A 20,319-nucleotide genomic window follows, 5' to 3' on the forward strand; every position below is an offset into this window, starting at 1 on the left:
CCCCACAATTTATCGGATCAGGTGCTACAGCGGAGCAGAGCGGAAATGCAGACGCACAAAAAAATAAACGGATCTGATCCAGTCTGGCTGACACCAAATTTCAATTCCAGAAATCTGTGATTTGGAAATTTAAATCTGCCAGCAGCTTACGCAGGAGCGGCAGTGAAATCCCAACTACACCATGATGGTCACCTTCGATTTTTTCTACAAAAGGCCCGCCGTAGCCGTCAATTGTAAATGAGCCAGCTACTTTTAATGGCTCGCCAGAATCAAGATAAGTATCGATTTCGCGATCGCTCATCTGCCCAATATAAACCCGAGCAACCGATACGCCAGTACTTTCACGCCCAGTAAGCGGATCGATCACACAATGCCCAGTGTAAAGATCGCCAAAATTCCCCCGCATTTTTCGTAGCCGGGCACGGGCAATCTCCGGAGTGTGCGGTTTGCCTACTACTTCACCAGCGAAGGCAAACATTGAATCACAACCAACTATCACTGGCAAAGATCCAGATATTTTGGTTATCGCAGTGAGGCTTTCATGATTTGTATTTGCAGTATCGGCACCAGGATTCGCGTTATGATCATTGAATATTGCCGGCGTGCTGGCAGCGGGAAATTCTAAATGCGCTAAATTCTGCGCAATATCATGCGCTTTTGCAGTAGCCAGCAGCTGTACCTGAGCTGCGGGAGAAACATCGGGATCAGTTGCTTTGAGCTTTGCCAGTAGTTCCGCTTCAGGGACATGTGAAATTGCAACAAGCGGGGTGATCCCAGCATTGATCAGTGTTTGCCGGCGTGCGGGAGATGCAGAGGCGAGAAGGAGTTTCATTGTAAAGCCTCCCGCATCACATCAAGTCCGACGGATCCAAGTGCAAGAGCCTGCATATGCCAGTCTTTCAGATCAAAATTTGCGCCCTTTTTGAGCTCTGCTTCTGTGCGCAGCTCCTGCCAAATTCGATGCCCGATCTTGTATGACGGTGCCTGACCTGGCCAGCCGAGATAACGATTTAGTTCAAACAGCAAAAAGGCGTCATCCATGGCAACATTATCGCGTAGGAACTGCCAGGCAACATCACGATTCCAGGTACGTGAAATATGCTGATACTGTGTTGGCGCTTCCTTTTCCAGGTGCACGCCAATATCCAGCATTACTCGTGCAGTACGGAGACGCTCAGAATCAAGCACCCCCATTTTATCTCCTGGCTCATCCATAAATCCGAGCTCTGCCATCAATCCCTCTGCATATAACGCCCAGCCTTCGCCATGCCCGGAAACCCATGAGCCATGACGGCGCCAATTATTGAGCTGATTTTGTTGCAGCGTAGTGAAGCCGATCTGTAAATGGTGCCCAGGTACACCTTCGTGATAGACCGTAGTTTTTTCCTGCCAGGTGGTGAAAGTATCGGTGCCCTCAGGTACGGACCACCACATTCTTCCTGCACGCGTGAAATCGTCAGTTGGGCCAGTGTAATAAATCCCTCCGGAGCTAGACGGGGCGATCATACATTCAAGTTTGCGTAGTTGTGAAGGGATCTCAAAATGTGTTCCGGTAAGTGCGTCGAGAGCTGCGTCAGAGGTTTCCTGCATCCATGCTTTTAATGCTGCTGTGCCGTGAATCATTCGTGCCGGATCGGTATTTAGCTTTTCCATTGCTTCTTTTATGCTCACGCCAGGACCGTACAGGTGAGCGGCAATCTGCTTTTGTGCTGCATCGATTCGTGCGAGTTCGGATTCTGCCCATGCGTATGTTTCATCGAAGTCGATGGCAGCTCCTAAGAATTGGTAGGAACGTAGTTCATAACGTTCACGACCGATAGCATCGCGTGCAACAGCATGCGGGGCAATTTCGTTTTGCAAAAAAGTTGCTAATTGCGCGTAGGCGGCTCGTGCGCTGGTGGCATTTGTGATAATTTTCTCGCCGAGCTGCGGATTACTTTTGCAGCCGGTTTCGCTAAGCGCAATGAATGGGGAATTTTCTCCTGCATATCGCTTTGCTTGCGCGATGCAAATAGCTACTTGCCGCGCAGCGATGGGGGCACCTTTCTGGGCGCGCAGTAAGAGCGTCTTTTGCCAGTTGCGAAGTGCATTTGCGGCGTTTCCCAGACGCGTGCTGATAACTTCCCAATCAGCTGCTGTTTCCTGGGGCATATTGTCGAAGATATCGCCGATGCTTTGCAGTGGTGTAGCGAGATTATTCAAATCTCCGTATTCGTCTAAATCGTGTAATTCGATCTCGATTGAAAGTGTTTGTCGTAAGGCGTTCGCCGTTACGCGATCAATCTCGTCTTGAGTCGGCAGAGTATGTAATTTGTGTAGATATTCGCGTTGCGTTTCGGCTTTCGCGGCAAGGGCTTGTGGGGAGTTGTCGTCGAATTCCGTTTCGCTTGCACCGGGCATGCCGATGGCGCTCACCAGCTCAGGGCTTGTGTTGAGGCAATATTGGAAGTAGTCGTCAGCTAATTTATCGATTTGTGTTTGTGCTCTTTGCGTCATGTATCCAGGTTATCGGCCAATATTTGATTTTCGCTATTTTGCACAGCGAGTTGGGGCAAATTGAGAATATTTGCAAATTTCGTAAAAAATACAGTTTTCGGTTTCGAGATTTGAAAAATACTGCTATATTTATCTCTGTGATTCAACGCACAATAGGTGGTTATTGTGCGAGCATCCGAGGAACTTATCTTTTCCGCACGCGAGCTGTAAAACGATTGTGGTTTGCGTTGCGTTAATGGAGCAAAAAATACATGTCAGAATTAGCCAACTCCCAGGAAACGCCGCGAGAACCGCGGCAAAGAATACAGCCGACCACGGTAGAAAACCATGTGGTGCGGCTCCTTGGTGGTGCGGCGAAGTGTAGCTTGAAACAGGCAGCAGAAGTATTGGGGTGTAGCACGGATTCGATTCGTCGTTTCTGGCGATCAATGGGATTTCCAGGAATCGTGAATCCTGATAAAAAACTGTTCACAGATTATGATCTCGACGTGATCCGCGCCCATTTTCAGATGCGGGAAGATGGTTTGGCTGATTTTGATACGTTAAATTCGCTGATCCGGGCACAATCACATCTCGCAGACAGGATGGTCTTATGGCAGCACGAGGCGCTCGTTGAAGAATTTGAAGGGCGTTATGGGATTGACGAAATTTCGGCACGCTATATGCTGCTCGATAAAATCGACCAATACGAAGAGTTTTTAACTTACCAAATGAAGTATGCTTGGCGCCGGCATCTGGCTGCGCTACTGCGCCGTTCGGAAACTGAGCTTGATCAGCAGCTTGACGGCACGCAAGGGCAAATGCCCTTGAAGCGGGCACTTGGTTTTGTGGATTTAGTGTCTTTTACACATCGCTCCGGTGAACTTTCACCACATGCGCTCGTGGATTTTATTCAGACATTTGAATTTACATGCCGTGATGTGATTTCGACGCACGGTGCGCGGGTGGTGAAGATGGTAGGTGATGCAGTACTTTACATTGCGGACGATATTGCCACGGGAATCGCTTCGGTTGATGGGATCGTTGAATCGCTCCGTGAGAATCCGTATATGCCAGATGTGCGTGCATCGCTTGTCTGGGGAGGAGTAGTCTCGCGTTTTGGTGATGTATTTGGTCCGAAAGTAAATCTTGCATCAAGACTTTGTAATGTTGCGCCGTTAAATGGGATTTTGGTGGATTATGAAACAGCGCGAAAACTGCGCAGCCTTGATCCTGACGCTTTTGAGATTTCGCCTTATGAGATACCGGAGCTGCAGGGGATTGGCAATATCGAGGCAGCGCAGGTGCAAGTATTGCGACGTGAAGTAAAATCTGAGTAAAGTTGTGGTATGACAAAAGTATTGCTTGTGGAAGATGATGCGGCTATTTCCGAACCACTTGTGCGTGCGTTGAGCCGTGAAGGGTACGAAGTTGTGCCAGTTCATACCGGAGTGGATGCGCTTGCAAAAATGCATGAAGCAATCGATTTGGTAGTGTTGGATCTTGGTTTGCCGGATATGGACGGCTTAGATGTGGCACGAAAAGCGCGAAGTGATGGAAAAGAGTTCCCAATTTTGATTCTTACTGCGCGGGCAGAAGAAGTAGATATGGTGGTGGGGCTCGATGCTGGCGCAGATGATTATGTTACGAAACCATTTCGCTTAGCTGAGCTGTTGGCTCGGGTACGTGCGCTCTTGCGGAGAAATATTGCTAATCCAAATGCGAACGGAGAAATTCGTGCGCAAAATGTACGTTTGGATATTGAAGCGCATCGTGCCTATGTGGAAAATAAAGAACTGCAACTTACTGCCAAAGAGTTTGATTTGCTTGCACATTTGTTGCGCCACGCAGGGGCAGTAGTTTCTCGCGAAGATTTGATGCGTGCAGTTTGGGGAAGCACTGTTGACGAATCCACGAAGAAGCTCGATATGCATATTTCATGGCTCCGGCGGAAGCTGGGGGATGATGTAAACGATCCGCACTATATTTCTACCGTACGTGGAATGGGTTTTCGCTTTGAAGCGTAAAATTCAGATGCCTTTTCAGTTCCAAATTATTGGTCAATGCGAGCAGTTTAGATCTCAATAGTGAAATAGAGGTGACGCATCGATGCGTCGGCGTGCAATCCAAATGGTGTCATTATCAGTGGCAGTGGCCGTCATTTTTTTGGGTATTCCGCTGATTATCCTGGGGATTTTGAATATTCAGGGGAGTGCGGAACAGCGTGTAATGGCGCGTACGTCAGCAATTGCCACAGTGATTTCCCGAAGAGTGGAGCTTGATCAGCCGGTGACGAGTCAAGTACTTGCTGGATACCAGTATTTGAGCGATTCGGAACCGCTTTATATTGAATGTCATTTACCCGATGGCGCCGTTGTCGCTGCGGGGAAAAAACCAGTTGATCCAGCAAATACAATTACTGCTACCGATGCTTTACCAGACGGTGGCGATGTGAAAGTATGGCTTGATGCTGGGAAAATGACGCAGACAATGATTGGCTTTGGATGCTTCGCCACGCTACTTATATTCGCTGCTTTTGGGATTGGAGTGCTTGTAGCATTACGGCAATCTCGGCGGATCTCAGCTCCTTTGATTTATCTGGCTGCTTCAGCAGAGCAACTTGGTGCAGCGCAGGTGCGTCCAAAAGTGAAACCGTCAGGGATCGAAGAAATTGATTTAGTAAATCAGGAGCTTGAACGAACTGCGGACAGACTAGCCGGGCGCATCGCGGCAGAGCGGCAATTCGCGGCAGCAGCAGCGCATCAATTACGTACTCCGCTGACGGCTTTGAGTATGCGGCTGGAAGAAATCCAATACTTGGCTGAAGATCCGCAAATCGCGCGGGAAGCTGAAATTGGGCTGGAACAAATTGAACGTTTAGGCGGCGTGATCAATGAGCTGATGGCGAATGCGAAAAAGGCCGCTCATGGAAATAATGAAGCACTGTCAATTGACGATATTTTCCATCAGCAGAAAGATGAATGGGAGCGCACATTTGCGCACGCAGGAAGAAAAATCAAATTCATGATCGAGACGGATGCGATCGTTCTTGCCACTGCCAGTTCCCTGGCACAAATTTTAGCTACGCTAATTGAAAATTCCTTAAAATATGGAGCTGGTTTGACGAGTGTGCGCGCCACAAAATCGGCATCAATGATCGTGATTCGAGTAAAAGATGAAGGGCAGGGGATCTCTGCAGAATTGGCGCCGCTGATTTTTATGCGTGGCGTATCGGCTGGCGGCTCCAGCGGAATCGGCTTGCCGGTAGCGAAAGAACTCGCAGAGAATATCGGTGGAAGGCTAGAGCTGACGAATCGGGAAGAAGCTGAATTTACCCTCACGATGCGTTCGATGCCAGCTTCTTTTGATCCATCAAGATTAATGCCACAAGGCGCGGCATACACAGTTGGTGCACGGCGGCATCGGCGTTAAATCCGCGAATACTGAGCAGTAGTGCGGGTATTCAGATCCGAATTTGCTCCGTAAGGGCAGCCGCAGATTAAGGTTTAGGCTACCTGAAACAAGCTAACTTATTCGCTGGCGTGAATCGTTTCGTATTTATCTGGGCTAAGCGTACCATTGCGGAAATCTTCCCAGAAAGCTGCGAGCAAAGATTGATCAAGTAATACTGCTGAGCCGCCAATACCTGCCGCATGATAATTCAGACTGGAAATTGGTGGTGTGCCCGTTACGCCACCTTTGCTTGTGGCATCCTTTAGCGCAAACGCAGACATTCCCACATCCCAAAGCGAATCCGACTGATCGACAGTGAGAATTTCTGCTCCTGCACCAACCAGCCGTTTTTGCCGTGCTGGATTAAGGAAAGTTTCTTTCGAGACGGCCTTTGCCAAAATTTTCGAGACTACCTGGCGCTGACGCTTTGCGCGCCCAATATCACCTTGCGGGTCTTGGTAGCGCATACGCGAAAAAGCTAGTGCCGTCTTTCCATCGACATCGTGGCAGCCTGCCGTCCAAATCAGCCCAGAGTATTGATCTGCGGCATCATGGTCGTAGCAAAGGTTGATCCCACCCACTGCATCAGTAAGCGCAATTACTCCGTCCATCCCAATTTCGACATAATGGTCGATGGTCAAACCAGAGAGTTGCTCAACCGTTTTGACAAGAAGCGGTGCGCCACCGAGTGCGAATGCGGCATTGATTTTTTTGCCGCCATGCCCTGGAATTTTGACGTAAGTATCACGCGGGAGAGAGATCAGCGCCGGAGTGCCGCTTTCTGGCAGATGCAGGAGCATGATCGTATCGGATCGCTTTCCTGATATTTCTTTGGCCTCGGCACCATGCCGTTGATCCGATCCCGCAATCAGATATGTGGTACCAGGAGTATCGGGAGCACCAGAGAGTGCTGCGATTTTGTGCATTCGATCAGTACCGTAGTTGTAGAGATGATATCCCCAACCGGCGATGGATATTACGGTAAGCAAGATGATCGTGGCAAAGACGGTAAGCGTGAGTTTGATCTTCCGACGAAGATTCCGCGGGCGTAAAACTTCAGCTGCTGCAGCGTCTGAAGGCGAACTCAATACTTGGTGATGGTTTTCTGCAGTCGCAGCTGTTTGCTGTGGTAAGAAAATCGGGGCAGCTGGAATCTGCGCGGATGCGTCGGGGTTTGCGCTGTGTGAATGCTTCCTTGAGTGGTGTGAATCAGCGGATATGGCGGAGTGCGAAGTATTTTGCGCGCTTGGGCGAAAGACGGGCGGCATTGCAGATTTGCTGGATTTTAATTCGCTTTGCTGCTGATTTAGGGTGCCGGAATGTGATGCTGGCAGCGGACCTTTCCCCACGCGTTTCGCGCCATTGGCATTCGGGCGTGGGGTGTGGTGCTTTGGTGCATAAGATGGAATTGGTGATTCGTGATCCATATTTATCTGCTTGCTCTTCTCAATTTTGGGCAGAGGAGCCGGCTGGGCTACTTGAAGTATTGGAATTAGTTTTTGGATTGCCTGAATTCTGATCTGCACCTGGAGCAGCAGGACGCGAATTATTTGATTCAGGGGTCTGCGGATCCGGATTTGGGTTTACCGTTACTTTATCTTCAAAGGGATTCTTTGGGAGCAATGCAGAATCTGGAATTTTTGTGTCGGTACGTAAAGCTTCCCACACTTGTTCAGCCTGGGGTAACGGGCGGACACGGTTGCGATCAACTGCATCAGTCGTATAAGGCATCGTCACAAAATTGATATTCTGTGAGCTCAGATTGCGCAGTGAGTACATTAATCCAGCAAGCCAGTCAATATTCCCTAATCCAGCAGAAGTATCAAGATTCTTGGTGACGCTGGAGACGAGTTGGTAGAGCTGTGGAATGCTGGTGAAGATATTTAAGCTGAAAATTTTATCAGCAATTTTGCTGACCAATTCTTGTTGCCTTCCGATGCGGGAAAGATCTGAACCATCACCCACAGAATAACGCGCCCGCGCAAAGCCAAGTGCCTGATCGCCATCGAGCGTATGGCAGCCAGCTGAAATTTCAAGCGCAGCTTTTGGATCGCGGATATTCCGGTTGAAACACATTTCTACGCCGCCAATAGTGTTGACCACGTCGCGGAAAGAATTGAAGTTTACTACTACGAAACCATCAATGAGCACTCCGGAAAGTTGCTCGACCGTCTGCAGGGTACAAGTTGCTGCTGCAGAAACATCGCCGGTACTGCCGCCAATGGTAAATGCGGAATTAAACATTGTGTCGGATTTAGCGTTTGTGCGCTTCCCGTTTGGTAGTGCGCAGGACGGGATATCAACGAGCGTATCGCGGGGGATTGAGACGACATCTACGCGGGTACGATCTGCTGATATGTGCACGAGCATCGTGGTATCCGAGCGCATCCCAGTAATATGAGAGTTTTCGTAACCGGCTAGTCCGGTACGTGTATCCGAGCCGAGAATGAGGATATTTAATGGCTGCCCAGCTTTTTGATCAAGTGGGATAGCAGGCTCAGGACGCTTGGTAGTGAACAGATCGCTGATATCGTGCTGTTTGATACTATTTTGCAGCTTATAGTATGCGGTGGCGAAAGCGGAGCTGAAAAAGAGAAAAACGGCAAGTAATGCAGCGAGCAGCACACGCCAAATCGAATGCCAGGCTGATTTTGTGCGCTGATGCATTGCAGCCGTGGCATGTGGAGTGGGCTTCAGCCCTGATTCAGAAGTCTTGCTCATTTATCAAGGTCCGTTTCTGTTTCGGTTTTCGGCAAATCTTCGGAAGCGGATCAATGCTTGATACGCATTGTGCTTTTGTAAATGAATATCAAGTGAAAGATTCGGCTTCGGATACTGCTTCAAAATTATAAATCAGTTTTGGTACATTATTGGGGAAGTTATCATAGATCAGCGTGCGGCGAAACTATCTGAATTTGGGCTTGCAGGATTAGAGTGTCAAAGCTTCCGGGAGATTTAGGTTGATCAGTGTGTTTTCTCCGCCTCATTGTGAATTCGTCTTTAATGAGAGTTTTCGGAGCTGAAACTGTTGAGCGCACGTGCGATTTCATTTGCATAGTAGCGGGCTGCGTTTTCTCCAGGGTGGATTTTATCGCCAGCAAATTCTGCAAGATGATTTGGTGCGATTGCTGCCCAATCTGCGACTGCAATTTCCTGTGGGTGTTCTGTTGCAGCTTGTTTAATATGTTCATTGGCGATTGGCACCCAGGTAGCGTATTTGGGAGCAAAACCCGTCACAAATACGAATTTATGCGCTGCACCAGCAATTTGGAGCAGTTCATCAATAGTTTCCGGTTTGATGATGGCATTTGTTGCCAGGGAAATTACCACGTATTTACGCAAATTCCCGGCTGCTTTCAGATTCCGCAAAATTTTTGGGGCAACAGCGGCAGAACGTGAAACACTTGCGTCAATCTGTGCGCCTGGAAATTGTGCAAGAATTGCCGGAGCAGATGCAAGCGTGACGGAATCGCCAATTATCGTCACGTCATTTCCAGAAACTCTCGGTTGTACACCAAGTTCGCCAATTGGCGGATCCGTGGGAACGTGCTGCGGCGGTGCAGATTTAGCTTTTGGTTTTTCTGGTGTTGCCGGTGTTGCCGGTTTCTGCTCTGCCTGTGAAGTGGGGGCGGAAGGGGATTTCTTCTCAGCATCTTGGTTTGCTGATTTTTGGGCATTTAAGTGAGCTGCGCCTTTCGCTACGATTTCCTGTGCGCTAGTGGTATTGCTTGCTGTAGCGGCGCCAAAGAAAGCAATACTGGTGAGCAAAGTAGCAAAAACAGATATCGTCACAAATATTTTGTGTGAAAATGCTAGGCGTTCTTTACACCAGCCAAGAAAAGTTTTTTTGCGGATCGGTTGTTCAATAAAACGGTAAGAGATATCTGCCAGGAGCACAGATAACGGAATCACGATCAGCGCGAGTGTCGTACGGCTGATGGGTAAGGTGTAGATGCCAATTACTAGGAGTGGCCAATGCCAAAGATAAATACCGTAAGAGCGTACGCCGAGCCAAGTGAAGGGGGTACTTTGCAGGATCATCCCAATCAGGAGGCTTGGCTGCGCAGTATTATCAGGCAAAATTCCGCGGATGATCAGCATCGTCAGGAGCGCAGCGAGCACCATGCCCCAGGGGTAGAACCAGGTATCATCAGGAGCGAAAGCAACCAGGATCAGAAGTGCCAGGAGCGCTCCAAGTGAAATCCATCCCCAATAGGTCTTTGCTGTTTTTCTGGGACACACCATTATTTCTGGGAGCGCAAGCGCGAGCGAAGTGCCAATCATCAATCCAAATAGGTGTGAATCTGTGCCGACGTATGCGCGGGTTGGATTTGCTGCGGGGAAAAATAGTAATAGCTGGTACCATACAGCGCTGATTATTGCGATTCCCGCAGCTAAACCGAAGCGCGTTTTCAAATCTTTCACAAAACGCACGATTGCCCATAAGCAAAGCGGCCAGAAAATATAGAACTGTAGTTCGATCGCTAATGACCAGAGATTAGTAAGCAGGATCGGATTTGTAGCATCGAAATATGATGAACTATGTGCAATCGTGAACCAGTTGTAGGTGCCGCTGAAAGCTCCGGAAATTTGCCAAAGTAAGCCGGTTGTTGCGTCTGTGCTTGATTTTGGACCGAGAGCTGCAAGTATTGTGGCAAATGCGGCGGTAACTATCGTAGTGAAGATCACTGCTGGCATGATTCGTCGCAGACGGCGCATCCAGAAGGAGCAGATTTTTACTTTTCCGTGAATTGCAGCTTCACGCAAAAGCAGAGAAGTAATTAAAAAACCTGAGATAACGAAAAATACGTCAACTCCAATGAAACCTACCGCGAATGTTTCTGGAAACATATGATAAAGCACTACAAAGATCATCGCGATTGCCCGCAAACCGTCCAAACCGATGATTTTTGGACGAGCAACGGATTTCTGTCCGCTCTTTTCCGCAGTTGGCGTGGAAAAGAGCGGATTAGTGAAAACGTTTGAAAGATTCGTGGAGCCAGATTCTCTCGATTTTGCTGTAAAAACTTCGCTTAGCTGAGCCATGAACTTTGCCTCGGTATTTTGCCTTATTTTTACTTGCGCAATGATAATTACAGTGCAAGTTTGTGTCCGTTTTTCAGACTAACACTCGGCAAATAGGGGCAGCTCATACCGGAGTCTGAAAGCTGCGCAAAGTTAGATTGCGATTTCGTAACGCTTTAGATCACTTCGATTTCAGTGATGTGCCAGCGTCCTTTCCATACCTCAAAACGGAGAGCAGCTGCGCGCACTTTTCTTCCGTCGTAAAGTACTACGCCGGCTTCTGCCGCATTAGGGGTGGGCTGGAAAATCCGGACTCGACGTATTTTTGGGGCAGTGCACTTTGCTGCTCCGCCAGCTAGTTCCATGCCAAGCCGTGACCTGCGTACCAGTGCCTGGTATGCAGGTGGAGTCATCCAAGTTTGGAGATGCTTTGCTGGGCGATGACCATTGAGCACATCAATAATGTGCAACACAATTGTGCCAATAAAACGTTTTTCTGGTGGCGCGATCCGCACGATTTGCATCGTTTCGTGATCATTTTGCGAAGTTTGATGATATTTCCAGTCATTGCGGTGATTGTAATGAAAACTGGTACGGTCAAAACGTGTTTCTGGAATATCGTTATTGGTCAGTGGGTTGACTGTAAAATTTGGCGAAAGATGTAAGTTTTTACATTGGTTTTGAGTGCTGACATGATTTGAGATGAAGGTGCGTGGCGGCTTTCGCAGATACGTTACTTTGCCAATTTTGTGGAGCTTCTTTAGCTCTGGTGTATTTTCGTGTTGGAATGCCGGAGGCGGATTTGTGACCTGTTTTTCTTCACGCATGGTGTTACGGTTTGGAACTACTGTTGGGTTTAGTGAGCCTGCATTTATTGCATCGGGATCGGATTTTACCATGATAAGCCTTAGAATCGTGGCGCGTGTATGCCGGTGAGTGGATGCTGCCTGCCTATTTCGGCGGGCAGCTGCGGGGATGGAAGCTTTCGCAGTTTTGCGGCTGCGAAAGCTTGCGGTGATAGGCGATGAGCAAGAAAGCGTATTGTCTGTAAATTTTGCGTTAAGAATCAATTACTTTAAGAAGTTGATGAAAGTATAGAGAGACGTTTTTCACTTTTGCTACTGGTTATTTCCAGCTTTTGAGTAATGTTTTGTGCCCTGGCATGGGTGCTTTGGGTATCTTTTTCGTTTAGCATAGGGATATGCGGATATTTGTGCCTCTGGAAGTTAGTGATTTACAAAGCGAAGAGATTTCGCCTCGTCTTGTGCATTATGTAAGTGAAAAACTAGCTGCTGTTTTCCCTGATGCTGATGCAGAAGGGTTAGAGTATGTAGCTACGCTTGCAGCAGCTGATGATTCTTTGCGGAAGATGAGTGCGGATGGTGCAAAGGGTTTTCGCCGGATCGTAGGGGTGGCAGAAGTAAAAAATTCCATGCTTGCTGATGCTGAGCATGATGCAGCTTTGCTTGAGTCTGGGATTTATCTTGTGCAGCCGTTTAATGTGAACGAATTTGAGTCATTTTTAGTGGATGAGCCGGGAAATATTGATTTGGTGCGGCGGGCAGTTGATGGTGATGAAGCTGCGTTCCTGGAAACTGAAGAGATCGAATTGCTTTGGTATGACGCGGTTGAGCGCTCGGCATTATCCCGTGAGCTGTTGCGCTGATTTTTACTTTGCAGTTATCAGCAGATCACCTGGATCGTTGATTCTCCCGATTTTTCTGCGGTGATCGCGATGCGATTTGCGATGAGCTGTTTTAGCTCTGGTACATGCGAGACGATACCGATTTTCCGTCCGTTCTTCTGTAGATCATGGAGCGTGTGCAAGACGAGATCGCGAATCCCGGCTGATAATGTGCCAAATCCTTCGTCAATAATGAGTGTATCAATACGGACTCCGCCTGATTCTTCTTGCACAATTTCAGCGAGCGCGAGAGCCAGCGCGAGGGACGTGTAGAAAGTTTCGCCTCCAGATAGTGAAGTGGTAGAACGAGTGATATCTCCTAATTGTGATCCATCTCGATCAATAATGCTTAATCCGAGCCCGGTTTTCTTTACGCGACCGCCTTCTTCGCTGCGAATCAGCTCATAGCGGCCGTTTGAAATTTCTTGCAAATGCATATTTGCGCGGGTGACGATTGCTTCAAAGCGGCGCATCAGCACCCAGATATCTAAAGGTACTCGATTTATTTGTCGATTATGTGCGGTTGCAAGGTCAGCGAGATGAATAATTGCTTTACTTTCTGCGATAATTTGTTCCCAAGCTGTTGCGGATTTGCGAATCGGGGAATAAAGCAGCTTGGCGTCTTTTACAAATTGGGATGTAGTTGCAGATTTTGCGGCTAGCCTTTGGCGATTTTCAATCTGCGCTGCGAGTTCGGCTTTGCGTATTTCAAGATCGGGCGGTGTTTTACCTTTTGTTGCAGTGATTAAGGGGTCTTGTAAAAATGATTGGGTACTTTGGAGATTTTCTTCATAAGCTTTGACTTTTCGCGTGAGCTCCAGGGCTTGTGTAGCTGACAGCTGAGCAGCTTCCACGGCGGAAATATCTGCAAATTCGCTTATTTCAAGGGCATTGTGCAGTAATTGTGTAAAGCGTAGCAATTGGTCGAGTAAATTATTTAAGAAGCGATGTATCTCGATCAGAGAATCAAGTATCGTGAAAACTTTTTTGAGCTGTGCGAAGGCATTTTTGATTGTTGGGTAGCCATCTTTAGCGGCGGCAAGTGTTTTTTCATTTGCCGTGACCTGCGTAGTGAGTAGGGTGAGTTCAGTTGCTGCTGCTTTTTCTGTAAGCGCCAATTGTGTATCTTTTGTTGTCAGATCGGCAAGCTGATTGGATAATAAAGTGATTTTTTCGTTTGCCGCGGCTTTTTCGCTTTCAGCATTTTGTGCGGCAGTGATCATTTCACGTGTGGTTGAAATATCGGTTTTGATTTTGTGCTCAGCAAAGTTTGTAGTCTGCTCAGATAGTTTTGCGACAGTGATTTCACATGCTTGCTGCTGTACTGTGGCATCATTGAAAGCGTGATGGGCACGGTCAAGTTTTTCTTGCGCTTGTTCTACTTGTGCTGCAGATACTTTCTGTGTAGATTCGGCTGGTGCAGGATGCTCGGTTGCTCCGCAAACTGGGCACGCTGAGCCGGTAGATAATTCTTGTGCAAGATCGGCGGCAAAAGATTTTTGCCATCGCCTGAGCGTTTCTTGATATTCAGATTTTATTTTGTGTAGCTTTTGCGCTGCTTTTAGCAGACGTGAATTAGCAATCGCGAGTGCTGCTTCTGCTTCTTTGCGAATTGTGAAAGCTTTGGATATTTCCAGTAAGTGGGCAAGCTCTTTTTCCAGTTGTAGAAGTTTGCTACTTTTCTCTGTAGCATCGGCAAGTGCTTGCATAGCAGCTGCTTTTTGCAGCGGGATCTGTGTGATTTCGCTGCCGATTTCTGCGCGCTCTGCACGTATTTTGGCAAGCTGCTCAGTGAGCTGTGTAATGCGATCAGCGGTGGTTTGTGTAGTTGTTTCAAGCTCTTTAAGCTGTGCAAAATGAGTTATCTTTTGCTGCAGTTTTACCTGATTTTCAAGTAAAGCTTTGAGTGATTTTTGTGCTTTATCTACAATCAGCTGGAGCGCAGAAAGCTCAAATACTGGTTTTTGAGACAAAGATCCAATTTCGGTGCAGAGCGCAAAATTTTCAGTAATAGTTGATTGTGAAATTTTTAGTTTGGCATTTTCTGCTGAAGTAAAGTATTTTTCCAGCAGATTTTGGAACGTTTTTGCATTGACTCTAATTTCTGCTGCTTGCGTTTTGTAATCGGTGATGCGTGAAAAAGGCACGCTTGCTTTTGCGGCGAGAGCAAGCGCCTGCAGACGGGAATCGTGCTCGGGGCGCTCACTTTGCAAAATTGCCAGTTTTTCTTCAAGTTCAATCCGCTGTGCAATCCGCGCAAAAAGCTGCTCTTCGGCAGCGAGTTTTGCCCGGCATTCATCTTCAGCAAGCTGTGCTTGCTGAGCCATCGCTGCAGACTCTTTTGCTGCTTTTGCAAGATCTGACTGTGCAGCTAAGATCGCATCCAGCAGTGTCGATTTCAGCTCGTTAATGTGATCGTTGGGAGCTGTAAATAAATCTGCTCTGAGCGCTTTGATCTGTGTAATGTGATTGGCAGGAAGCCCCTGGTTCGTCAGCCAGGTATCCAGCGCCTGGAAAAATGTCTGTTTTTCATTTGCGATACGCTGCAAACTCTCTTTTGCACGATCCGCTAAAGCATTAGTAAATTCACGATATTTTTTCGTGCGAAAAATTGCTTCCAAAATTGGTTGACGTTCAGCTGATTTGAGACGTAAGAACTCCGCAAACTGCCCTTGAGGTAATACTACAGTTTGGAGAAATTGATCTTTCGTCAGGCCAATTAAATCCTCGATAATTGGGCGAACTTCGCGTACTTGCGTGGCAATTATTTTTCCATTTTCCCAATCTTTCCGGGTACTAGCTGCGGGGTCGATACGCCATAATTTGGCTGTTTCATTGATTTTTCGAAAATCATTTTCGCCAAAAGTAATGTTGGGGATTCCAGTGGCATTACTTTGCTGCTTTTGTGCGCTTCGCTTCAAACGATTCCAAGCGGGAGTTCGCCGCACGCGATACGTGCCGGAACTGACGGTGAACACTAAATCAACCCAGGATTCGGCATCTGGCGCGCTGTGAGTAGAACGGATGCGTTCATTTGAAGAAGATTTTCCGGCTACATCGCCAAAAAGAGCGAATGTGATTGCGTCGATCAATGTTGATTTGCCACTGCCCGTCGGACCGTCGAACAAAAATAAGCCATCGGCACACAGCGCTGCGAAATCGATTTTAGATTCGCCACGAAACGGGCCAATACCGGAAAAATGTAGGCTTTCGATAATCATTCCTGAGTTCCGATCTTCTCGGTTTCTTCCCAAATCTCTTGAATTAGTGCAAGTTCGGCAGAATTCAAATCTCGCCCTCCGGATTCGGCAAAAAATTGATTGATCACGTCAAGAGGTTGATGCTTGAGCATCTGCGTAGTGTATTGCGCATTTGGAGAAAGTTGTTTTAGCTGTAATACGCTTACCAAATAGGGGAATCTCCGCCTTAATGTAGCTACTAAATCGCGTGGACGTTCAAGATCAGTGAGCTCAATACGTACGTATTTCTGTTCATGCTGCGTAAATTCTGGAGAATTGCATAGCTGTGCTACGTTTGCCCGAATCGTTTTTAATTTACGGAAGAAATTATGTGGAATCAGTTCAGTATGAACGGGCTGAGAATCATTGAAATCAAGGAGCACAGTGCTCTTTTGGTGATTTTCTTCAGAGAATGAAAAAGGGATCGGAGAGCCTGAATAACGGATCAAAGGAGCTGTATGCGCCCCAACTTTTTGTGGCCCATGCAGATGCCCTAATGCAACATAATTCAAAGGACTAGATGATTGCTTGCCGAGCCGGAAAATTTGCGCTGGCACTGAATCCACTCCGCCAATGCTCAGATCCAGCTCCGAATCGCTTTTTTCACTGCCATTCACAAATGCGTGTGCCATTGCGATCCGGGGAACTCGCGCAGGGATATCTGTGCTCCGAAGAATATCTTCCTGAATCAAATTGCATGCTTGGGTTAATACTGCAAAGTGAGATCTTGCCAGTGGCACGCCATCTGGCGCTAAACGAATCCGCTCCACATCGGGATCCAAATAGGGGATCCCGTAGACGATTGCACCCAGATTTCCAGCTTTATCGCATAAACGTAATGGCTGCCCGCTACGGCGTGAATCGGTTTGAAGATATAAACCTTCGCGTAAGAATTGCGCGCCAAAGCCGAGCCGAGTAGCTGAATCGTGATTACCAGAGGTGATCACGACCTGAGCAGTACATAACAATCGAGACAAAATATCCTCAAATAGCTCAATCATTTGCACTCCAGGCACGCTGCGATCATAGACATCGCCCGCAACCAATACTGCATCTACTTTTTCGCTGCGTGCCAAATCGACCAAGAAATCACCCCAGCGGATAAAGCTTTCAGTGAGATCATACTCAGCAAATTTCCGTCCAAGATGCCAATCTGATGTGTGAAGGATTCTCATGTGAATAAGTGTATCGGGCTGCTCATGGAAAATTTCTTTGCTTTTTGTAAAATTTCCCGGTTATTCCCAATCGGCTTTGCTTGCCACAGCTAAAAGCCGACGAAAAGAGCTAACTCGCAGCAAGATCCGAGAATCTGTACACAGATCAAAAACACATTCGCTTTCCACCTGCGCATGCGTACATCCACGCGGGCAAGAGGACGCGATCTGAGCTAAATCGGGAAATCCTTGTAAGAGTTGCTCTGGTCCAACATGGGCAAGACCAAAAGTGCGCACGCCTGGCGTATCAATCATGATCCCGCCACCAGGCAAATCAAAAGCAACAGCAGAAGTAGAAGTATGGCGTCCGCGCCCGGTAACTTCGTTTACTGCGCCAGTGAGCCGTTGCGCTGCTGGGATCAAGGCATTAATGAGTGTCGATTTTCCCACTCCAGAGTGCCCCACAAGAACAGAAGTTTTATCCGCTGCCAGACTTTGCACATTCGCGATCGCACGCGGATCAAGAATTTCCATGCCAGATTTGGTGTCGATCCCACCTGAATACGAGGTGACGAGATCCAAATCGAGCATCGAGTATTGATCGATCAAAGGCTGTGGATCGGCTAAATCACATTTCGTAAGTACGAGAATCGGATGCATTTTACCGTCATAAGCAGCTACAAGGCAGCGATCGATCATCCCGAAACGCGGCTCTGGTTGTGCTACAGCCGTCACAATAAATAGCTGGCTTGCATTGGCTACCATTACACGCTCCGTGCCGGAAGCTTCTCCTTCCTCCGAGGTGCGCCGCAATTGTGAAGAGCGTGGATCAACCGCTGCAATTCGGGCAAGCGTATCTTTCCGGCCGGAAAGATCGCCCGTCATTGCACAAATATCGCCAATCGCCACTGAACGATGCGGTAATTCGCGAGCTTTTACTGCCACCACTTCAATCTGTGTTTCTAAGATTCGCACATGGTAACGCCCACGGTCAATGCGATACACCTGCCCGCGTGGTTTTTGCGAATAGTCTGGGCGAATTTTTGTGCGCGGCCGTGAGCCCTTTCCTGGGCGCACTCTGACGCGATAATCATCGGTGCCAATATCTCGCCGACTCATTTTTCGTGCACTCTACTTTCATCAAATTTCATCTTTACAATATTCAGTATTGCGCTGATTTGTAGATTGCTGAATCATCTGCGCCCAGAGCTGCGGAAAATTCGGCAAAGTTTTTGCAGTTGTTTCAATGTGATCGACGGTAATCCCGGCAATTTTCAAACCTAAAATTGCGCCGAAGGTAGCCATCCGGTGATCTGCATAGGATGCCAATGCGGCACCGCGATAGCCTGATCCACGGCTCAGATCTTGAACTGCGGGAGGACTCTGCGGATCTATGGTTTGCGCAGGATCCTGGTTTGGCGGCGGAACAATGATCAGATCATCGCCCGAAATTTGTGCATTCACGCCAACTTTATTTAATTCCGTGACGAGCGCCTGTAATCGATCAGTTTCGTGTCCGCGCAATTGCCCGATATTTCGCAGTGCTGAACTCCCTTGCGCAAAAGCGCAGACAGCTGCCAGCGTTGGCACCAACTCGCCAATTGCGCTGCAATCCAAATCGAGCGGTGCAATTTTTCGCGGGCCCGTCAGCCGTAATGAATCCGCATCAACAAAATCTATTTTTGCTCCTTGACGGCAAAAAATCGCTGCAAACTGTGCTCCGGGCTGCGTGGTTTTGCGCGGCCAGTGGGGGATCGTAATTTGCCCGCCGCAGACCATTGCGGCAGCTAAAAATGGACCAGCATTTGATAAATCACTTTCGACTTCCACTTCCGGAAGCTGGATTTCACCAGGGGCAACGTGCCAAACGGGAGATTTGGCATGATCATCTGCACGTACTTGGGCACCGCATTCACGCAATAAAGCGAGGGTCATTTCAATATGCGGCTTGGAGGGGAGGGAAGTACCGCAATGCTTGAGGGTCAGGCCACGCTCAAATCTGGGTGCGGTTAAAAGCAGCGCCGAAATAAATTGCGACGAGCTGGAAGCATCGATTGTGATTGCTCCACCCGCGACACTCCCTGTGCCATGAATTTCAAGAGGCAGCCTTTTGCCAGCAGCGCCATTACCAGCAATTTCCACTCCTAATGCGCGCAGGCTTGAAATGGTAGTATCCATTGGTCGCAAATAAGCCTGCGCATCTGCATCGATCACCGTTTTTCCGTGTGCGAGTGCTGCCAGCACAGGGATAAAGCGCATCACTGTACCTGCAAGCCCGGCATAAATTGTGCCACCATGCAATTTTCTTGATCCTGGAGGTGCCACACGCCATCCGTCTTGCGTAGGAAGCTCAGTGATCTCGATCCCGAATGTACGCAAAGCTGCTGTCATTAAGGCAGTGTCACGAGCACGTAACGGATTTTTTATCACGGACGGAGCTTTTGAAAGCGAAGCCAAAATTAAATACCGATTCGTCAACGATTTCGATGCTGGAACGATGACTTGAGCATTTATCTGCTCCGCTGGTGCAAGAGTTGGAGCAAGCCAAGCGGTCAATTTTAATTTCCAATCTGGCTCAGTTTTACTTCCACCGAATTTTTGACCGCATCTGCCCACTTGCTAGCACGCCAGGCAGCAGAAGGGCGACCTTCACGGTCATATGCGGCAATAATCGCTCCGCCTACGAGTCCAATCGCGCCAGCAAATCCAATCAAATCTTTGCGGCGGGTATCGCCACTGTGCAGCCAGAAAGGATGATTCGCAAAAGCAACTGGGATTTGTAAAGCAGCGAGTGCTGCTGCGCTCAGGCGTGGAAACTTTGCGCAAGCAAGCGCGCTAGCAGCAAGAGTCATTGCCGTCCCGCTGGCCTTCGTGAGTGTATCGAGTTGCTCTGGTGCAGGTGTGTTGATCCCCGCCTTTTGCGCTAATTTGCACAAGTTTTCGATCCGTGCGCGGTGCGCGCGCGGGTAAAGTGCTGCATCTATGCCAGCAATTGCGAAAGGTGCGGCAAGCATTGGACGGGCGATTTTGCGCATAAATTTCATGTGTAGCTCTTTCTTTTTTCCGGTGTACTTCGCAGCTGAGGAATGCTCAGCTTGATGTTTCTCAGAGATATCTTTGATTGTATCGGTTCTTTGCGTACTGTTACATGCGCTGCCTGGCTCTGACGGCGATTATCCCGAAACTGATTCCTTGGGGCGTTTTCTTATTTTAGCCTCCGGAAGGTGGCATTAGCTTGTGGAAATCGGTTGATCGGTGGGCGCAGCTTTCGATCCTGCGGTAGGCTGGA

At 48.2% G+C, this 20,319-nt stretch carries 15 protein-coding genes; 4 read left to right on the forward strand and 11 right to left on the reverse strand.

The window, feature by feature from the left end; genetic code table 11:
• Positions 1-100 precede the first annotated feature (100 nt).
• Together J2S36_RS07425 and J2S36_RS07430 are read right to left on the reverse strand one after the other, a co-directional pair.
• Positions 101-832, reverse strand: a complete 732-nt coding sequence (locus J2S36_RS07425) for a Maf family protein (protein WP_309957031.1) — start codon at positions 830-832, stop codon at positions 101-103.
• Entirely contained in the window at positions 829-2,496 is a 1,668-nt protein-coding gene (locus tag J2S36_RS07430; protein WP_309957033.1) for a DUF885 domain-containing protein, read from the reverse strand. The genes J2S36_RS07425 and J2S36_RS07430 overlap by 4 nt, the downstream gene beginning before the upstream one ends.
• A 251-nt stretch (positions 2,497-2,747) precedes the next feature.
• Here J2S36_RS07430 and J2S36_RS07435 point away from each other — a divergent pair, with 251 nt between their 5' ends.
• The 3 genes from J2S36_RS07435 to J2S36_RS07445 all read left to right on the forward strand — a co-directional run bounded on the left by J2S36_RS07435 (position 2,748) and on the right by J2S36_RS07445 (position 5,907).
• Positions 2,748-3,815, forward strand: a complete 1,068-nt coding sequence (locus J2S36_RS07435) for an adenylate/guanylate cyclase domain-containing protein (protein ID WP_309957034.1) — start codon at positions 2,748-2,750, stop codon at positions 3,813-3,815.
• Between the two features lie 9 nt (positions 3,816-3,824).
• Positions 3,825-4,502, forward strand: coding sequence for a response regulator transcription factor (locus J2S36_RS07440; RefSeq protein ID WP_309957036.1), 678 nt, complete (start codon positions 3,825-3,827; stop codon positions 4,500-4,502).
• An 82-nt stretch (positions 4,503-4,584) separates the two neighbouring features.
• Positions 4,585-5,907 carry a sensor histidine kinase gene (locus J2S36_RS07445; RefSeq protein WP_309957038.1) on the forward strand — a complete coding sequence of 441 codons (1,323 nt, stop codon included), beginning with the start codon at positions 4,585-4,587 and terminating at the stop codon, positions 5,905-5,907.
• A gap of 98 nt (positions 5,908-6,005) precedes the next feature.
• Here J2S36_RS07445 and J2S36_RS07450 read toward each other — a convergent pair whose 3' ends face one another.
• The 4 genes from J2S36_RS07450 to J2S36_RS07465 form a co-directional block, all read right to left on the reverse strand.
• Positions 6,006-7,355: an LCP family protein gene (locus J2S36_RS07450; RefSeq protein WP_309957040.1), complete on the reverse strand. Its 1,350-nt coding sequence runs from the start codon at positions 7,353-7,355 to the stop codon at positions 6,006-6,008.
• A 19-nt stretch (positions 7,356-7,374) separates the two neighbouring features.
• Positions 7,375-8,649, reverse strand: coding sequence for an LCP family protein (locus J2S36_RS07455; protein WP_309957042.1), 1,275 nt, complete (start codon positions 8,647-8,649; stop codon positions 7,375-7,377).
• Between the two features lie 279 nt (positions 8,650-8,928).
• Positions 8,929-10,974, reverse strand: coding sequence for an acyltransferase family protein (locus J2S36_RS07460; protein WP_309957045.1), 2,046 nt, complete (start codon positions 10,972-10,974; stop codon positions 8,929-8,931).
• Positions 10,975-11,129: 155 nt separating this feature from the next.
• Positions 11,130-11,852: an Rv3235 family protein gene (locus tag J2S36_RS07465; protein WP_309957048.1), complete on the reverse strand. Its 723-nt coding sequence runs from the start codon at positions 11,850-11,852 to the stop codon at positions 11,130-11,132.
• A gap of 302 nt (positions 11,853-12,154) precedes the next feature.
• Here J2S36_RS07465 and J2S36_RS07470 point away from each other — a divergent pair, with 302 nt between their 5' ends.
• On the forward strand, positions 12,155-12,619 hold the full coding sequence (locus J2S36_RS07470; protein WP_309957050.1) for a DUF6912 family protein: 465 nt from the start codon (positions 12,155-12,157) through the stop codon (positions 12,617-12,619).
• A 17-nt stretch (positions 12,620-12,636) separates the two neighbouring features.
• Here J2S36_RS07470 and J2S36_RS07475 read toward each other — a convergent pair whose 3' ends face one another.
• From J2S36_RS07475 to J2S36_RS07495, 5 genes are read right to left on the reverse strand one after another with little or no spacing between them, the layout of a single operon-like run.
• Positions 12,637-15,858 carry an AAA family ATPase gene (locus tag J2S36_RS07475; protein ID WP_309957052.1) on the reverse strand — a complete coding sequence of 1,074 codons (3,222 nt, stop codon included), beginning with the start codon at positions 15,856-15,858 and terminating at the stop codon, positions 12,637-12,639.
• Positions 15,855-17,051 carry an exonuclease SbcCD subunit D gene (locus tag J2S36_RS07480; protein ID WP_309957054.1) on the reverse strand — a complete coding sequence of 399 codons (1,197 nt, stop codon included), beginning with the start codon at positions 17,049-17,051 and terminating at the stop codon, positions 15,855-15,857. The genes J2S36_RS07475 and J2S36_RS07480 overlap by 4 nt, the downstream gene beginning before the upstream one ends.
• A gap of 60 nt (positions 17,052-17,111) precedes the next feature.
• A complete protein-coding gene (gene rsgA, locus J2S36_RS07485; RefSeq protein ID WP_309957056.1) occupies positions 17,112-18,149 on the reverse strand; it encodes a ribosome small subunit-dependent GTPase A in 1,038 nt (345 codons plus the stop codon).
• Between the two features lie 21 nt (positions 18,150-18,170).
• Positions 18,171-19,586, reverse strand: a complete 1,416-nt coding sequence (gene aroA / locus J2S36_RS07490; protein ID WP_309957058.1) for a 3-phosphoshikimate 1-carboxyvinyltransferase — start codon at positions 19,584-19,586, stop codon at positions 18,171-18,173.
• A 2-nt stretch (positions 19,587-19,588) separates the two neighbouring features.
• Positions 19,589-20,074 carry a DoxX family protein gene (locus tag J2S36_RS07495; RefSeq protein WP_309957061.1) on the reverse strand — a complete coding sequence of 162 codons (486 nt, stop codon included), beginning with the start codon at positions 20,072-20,074 and terminating at the stop codon, positions 19,589-19,591.
• Positions 20,075-20,319: the final 245 nt, after the last annotated feature.

Origin of the sequence: Arcanobacterium hippocoleae (assembly GCF_031456295.1) — a bacterium.
Lineage (GTDB): Bacteria > Actinomycetota > Actinomycetes > Actinomycetales > Actinomycetaceae > Arcanobacterium_A > Arcanobacterium_A hippocoleae.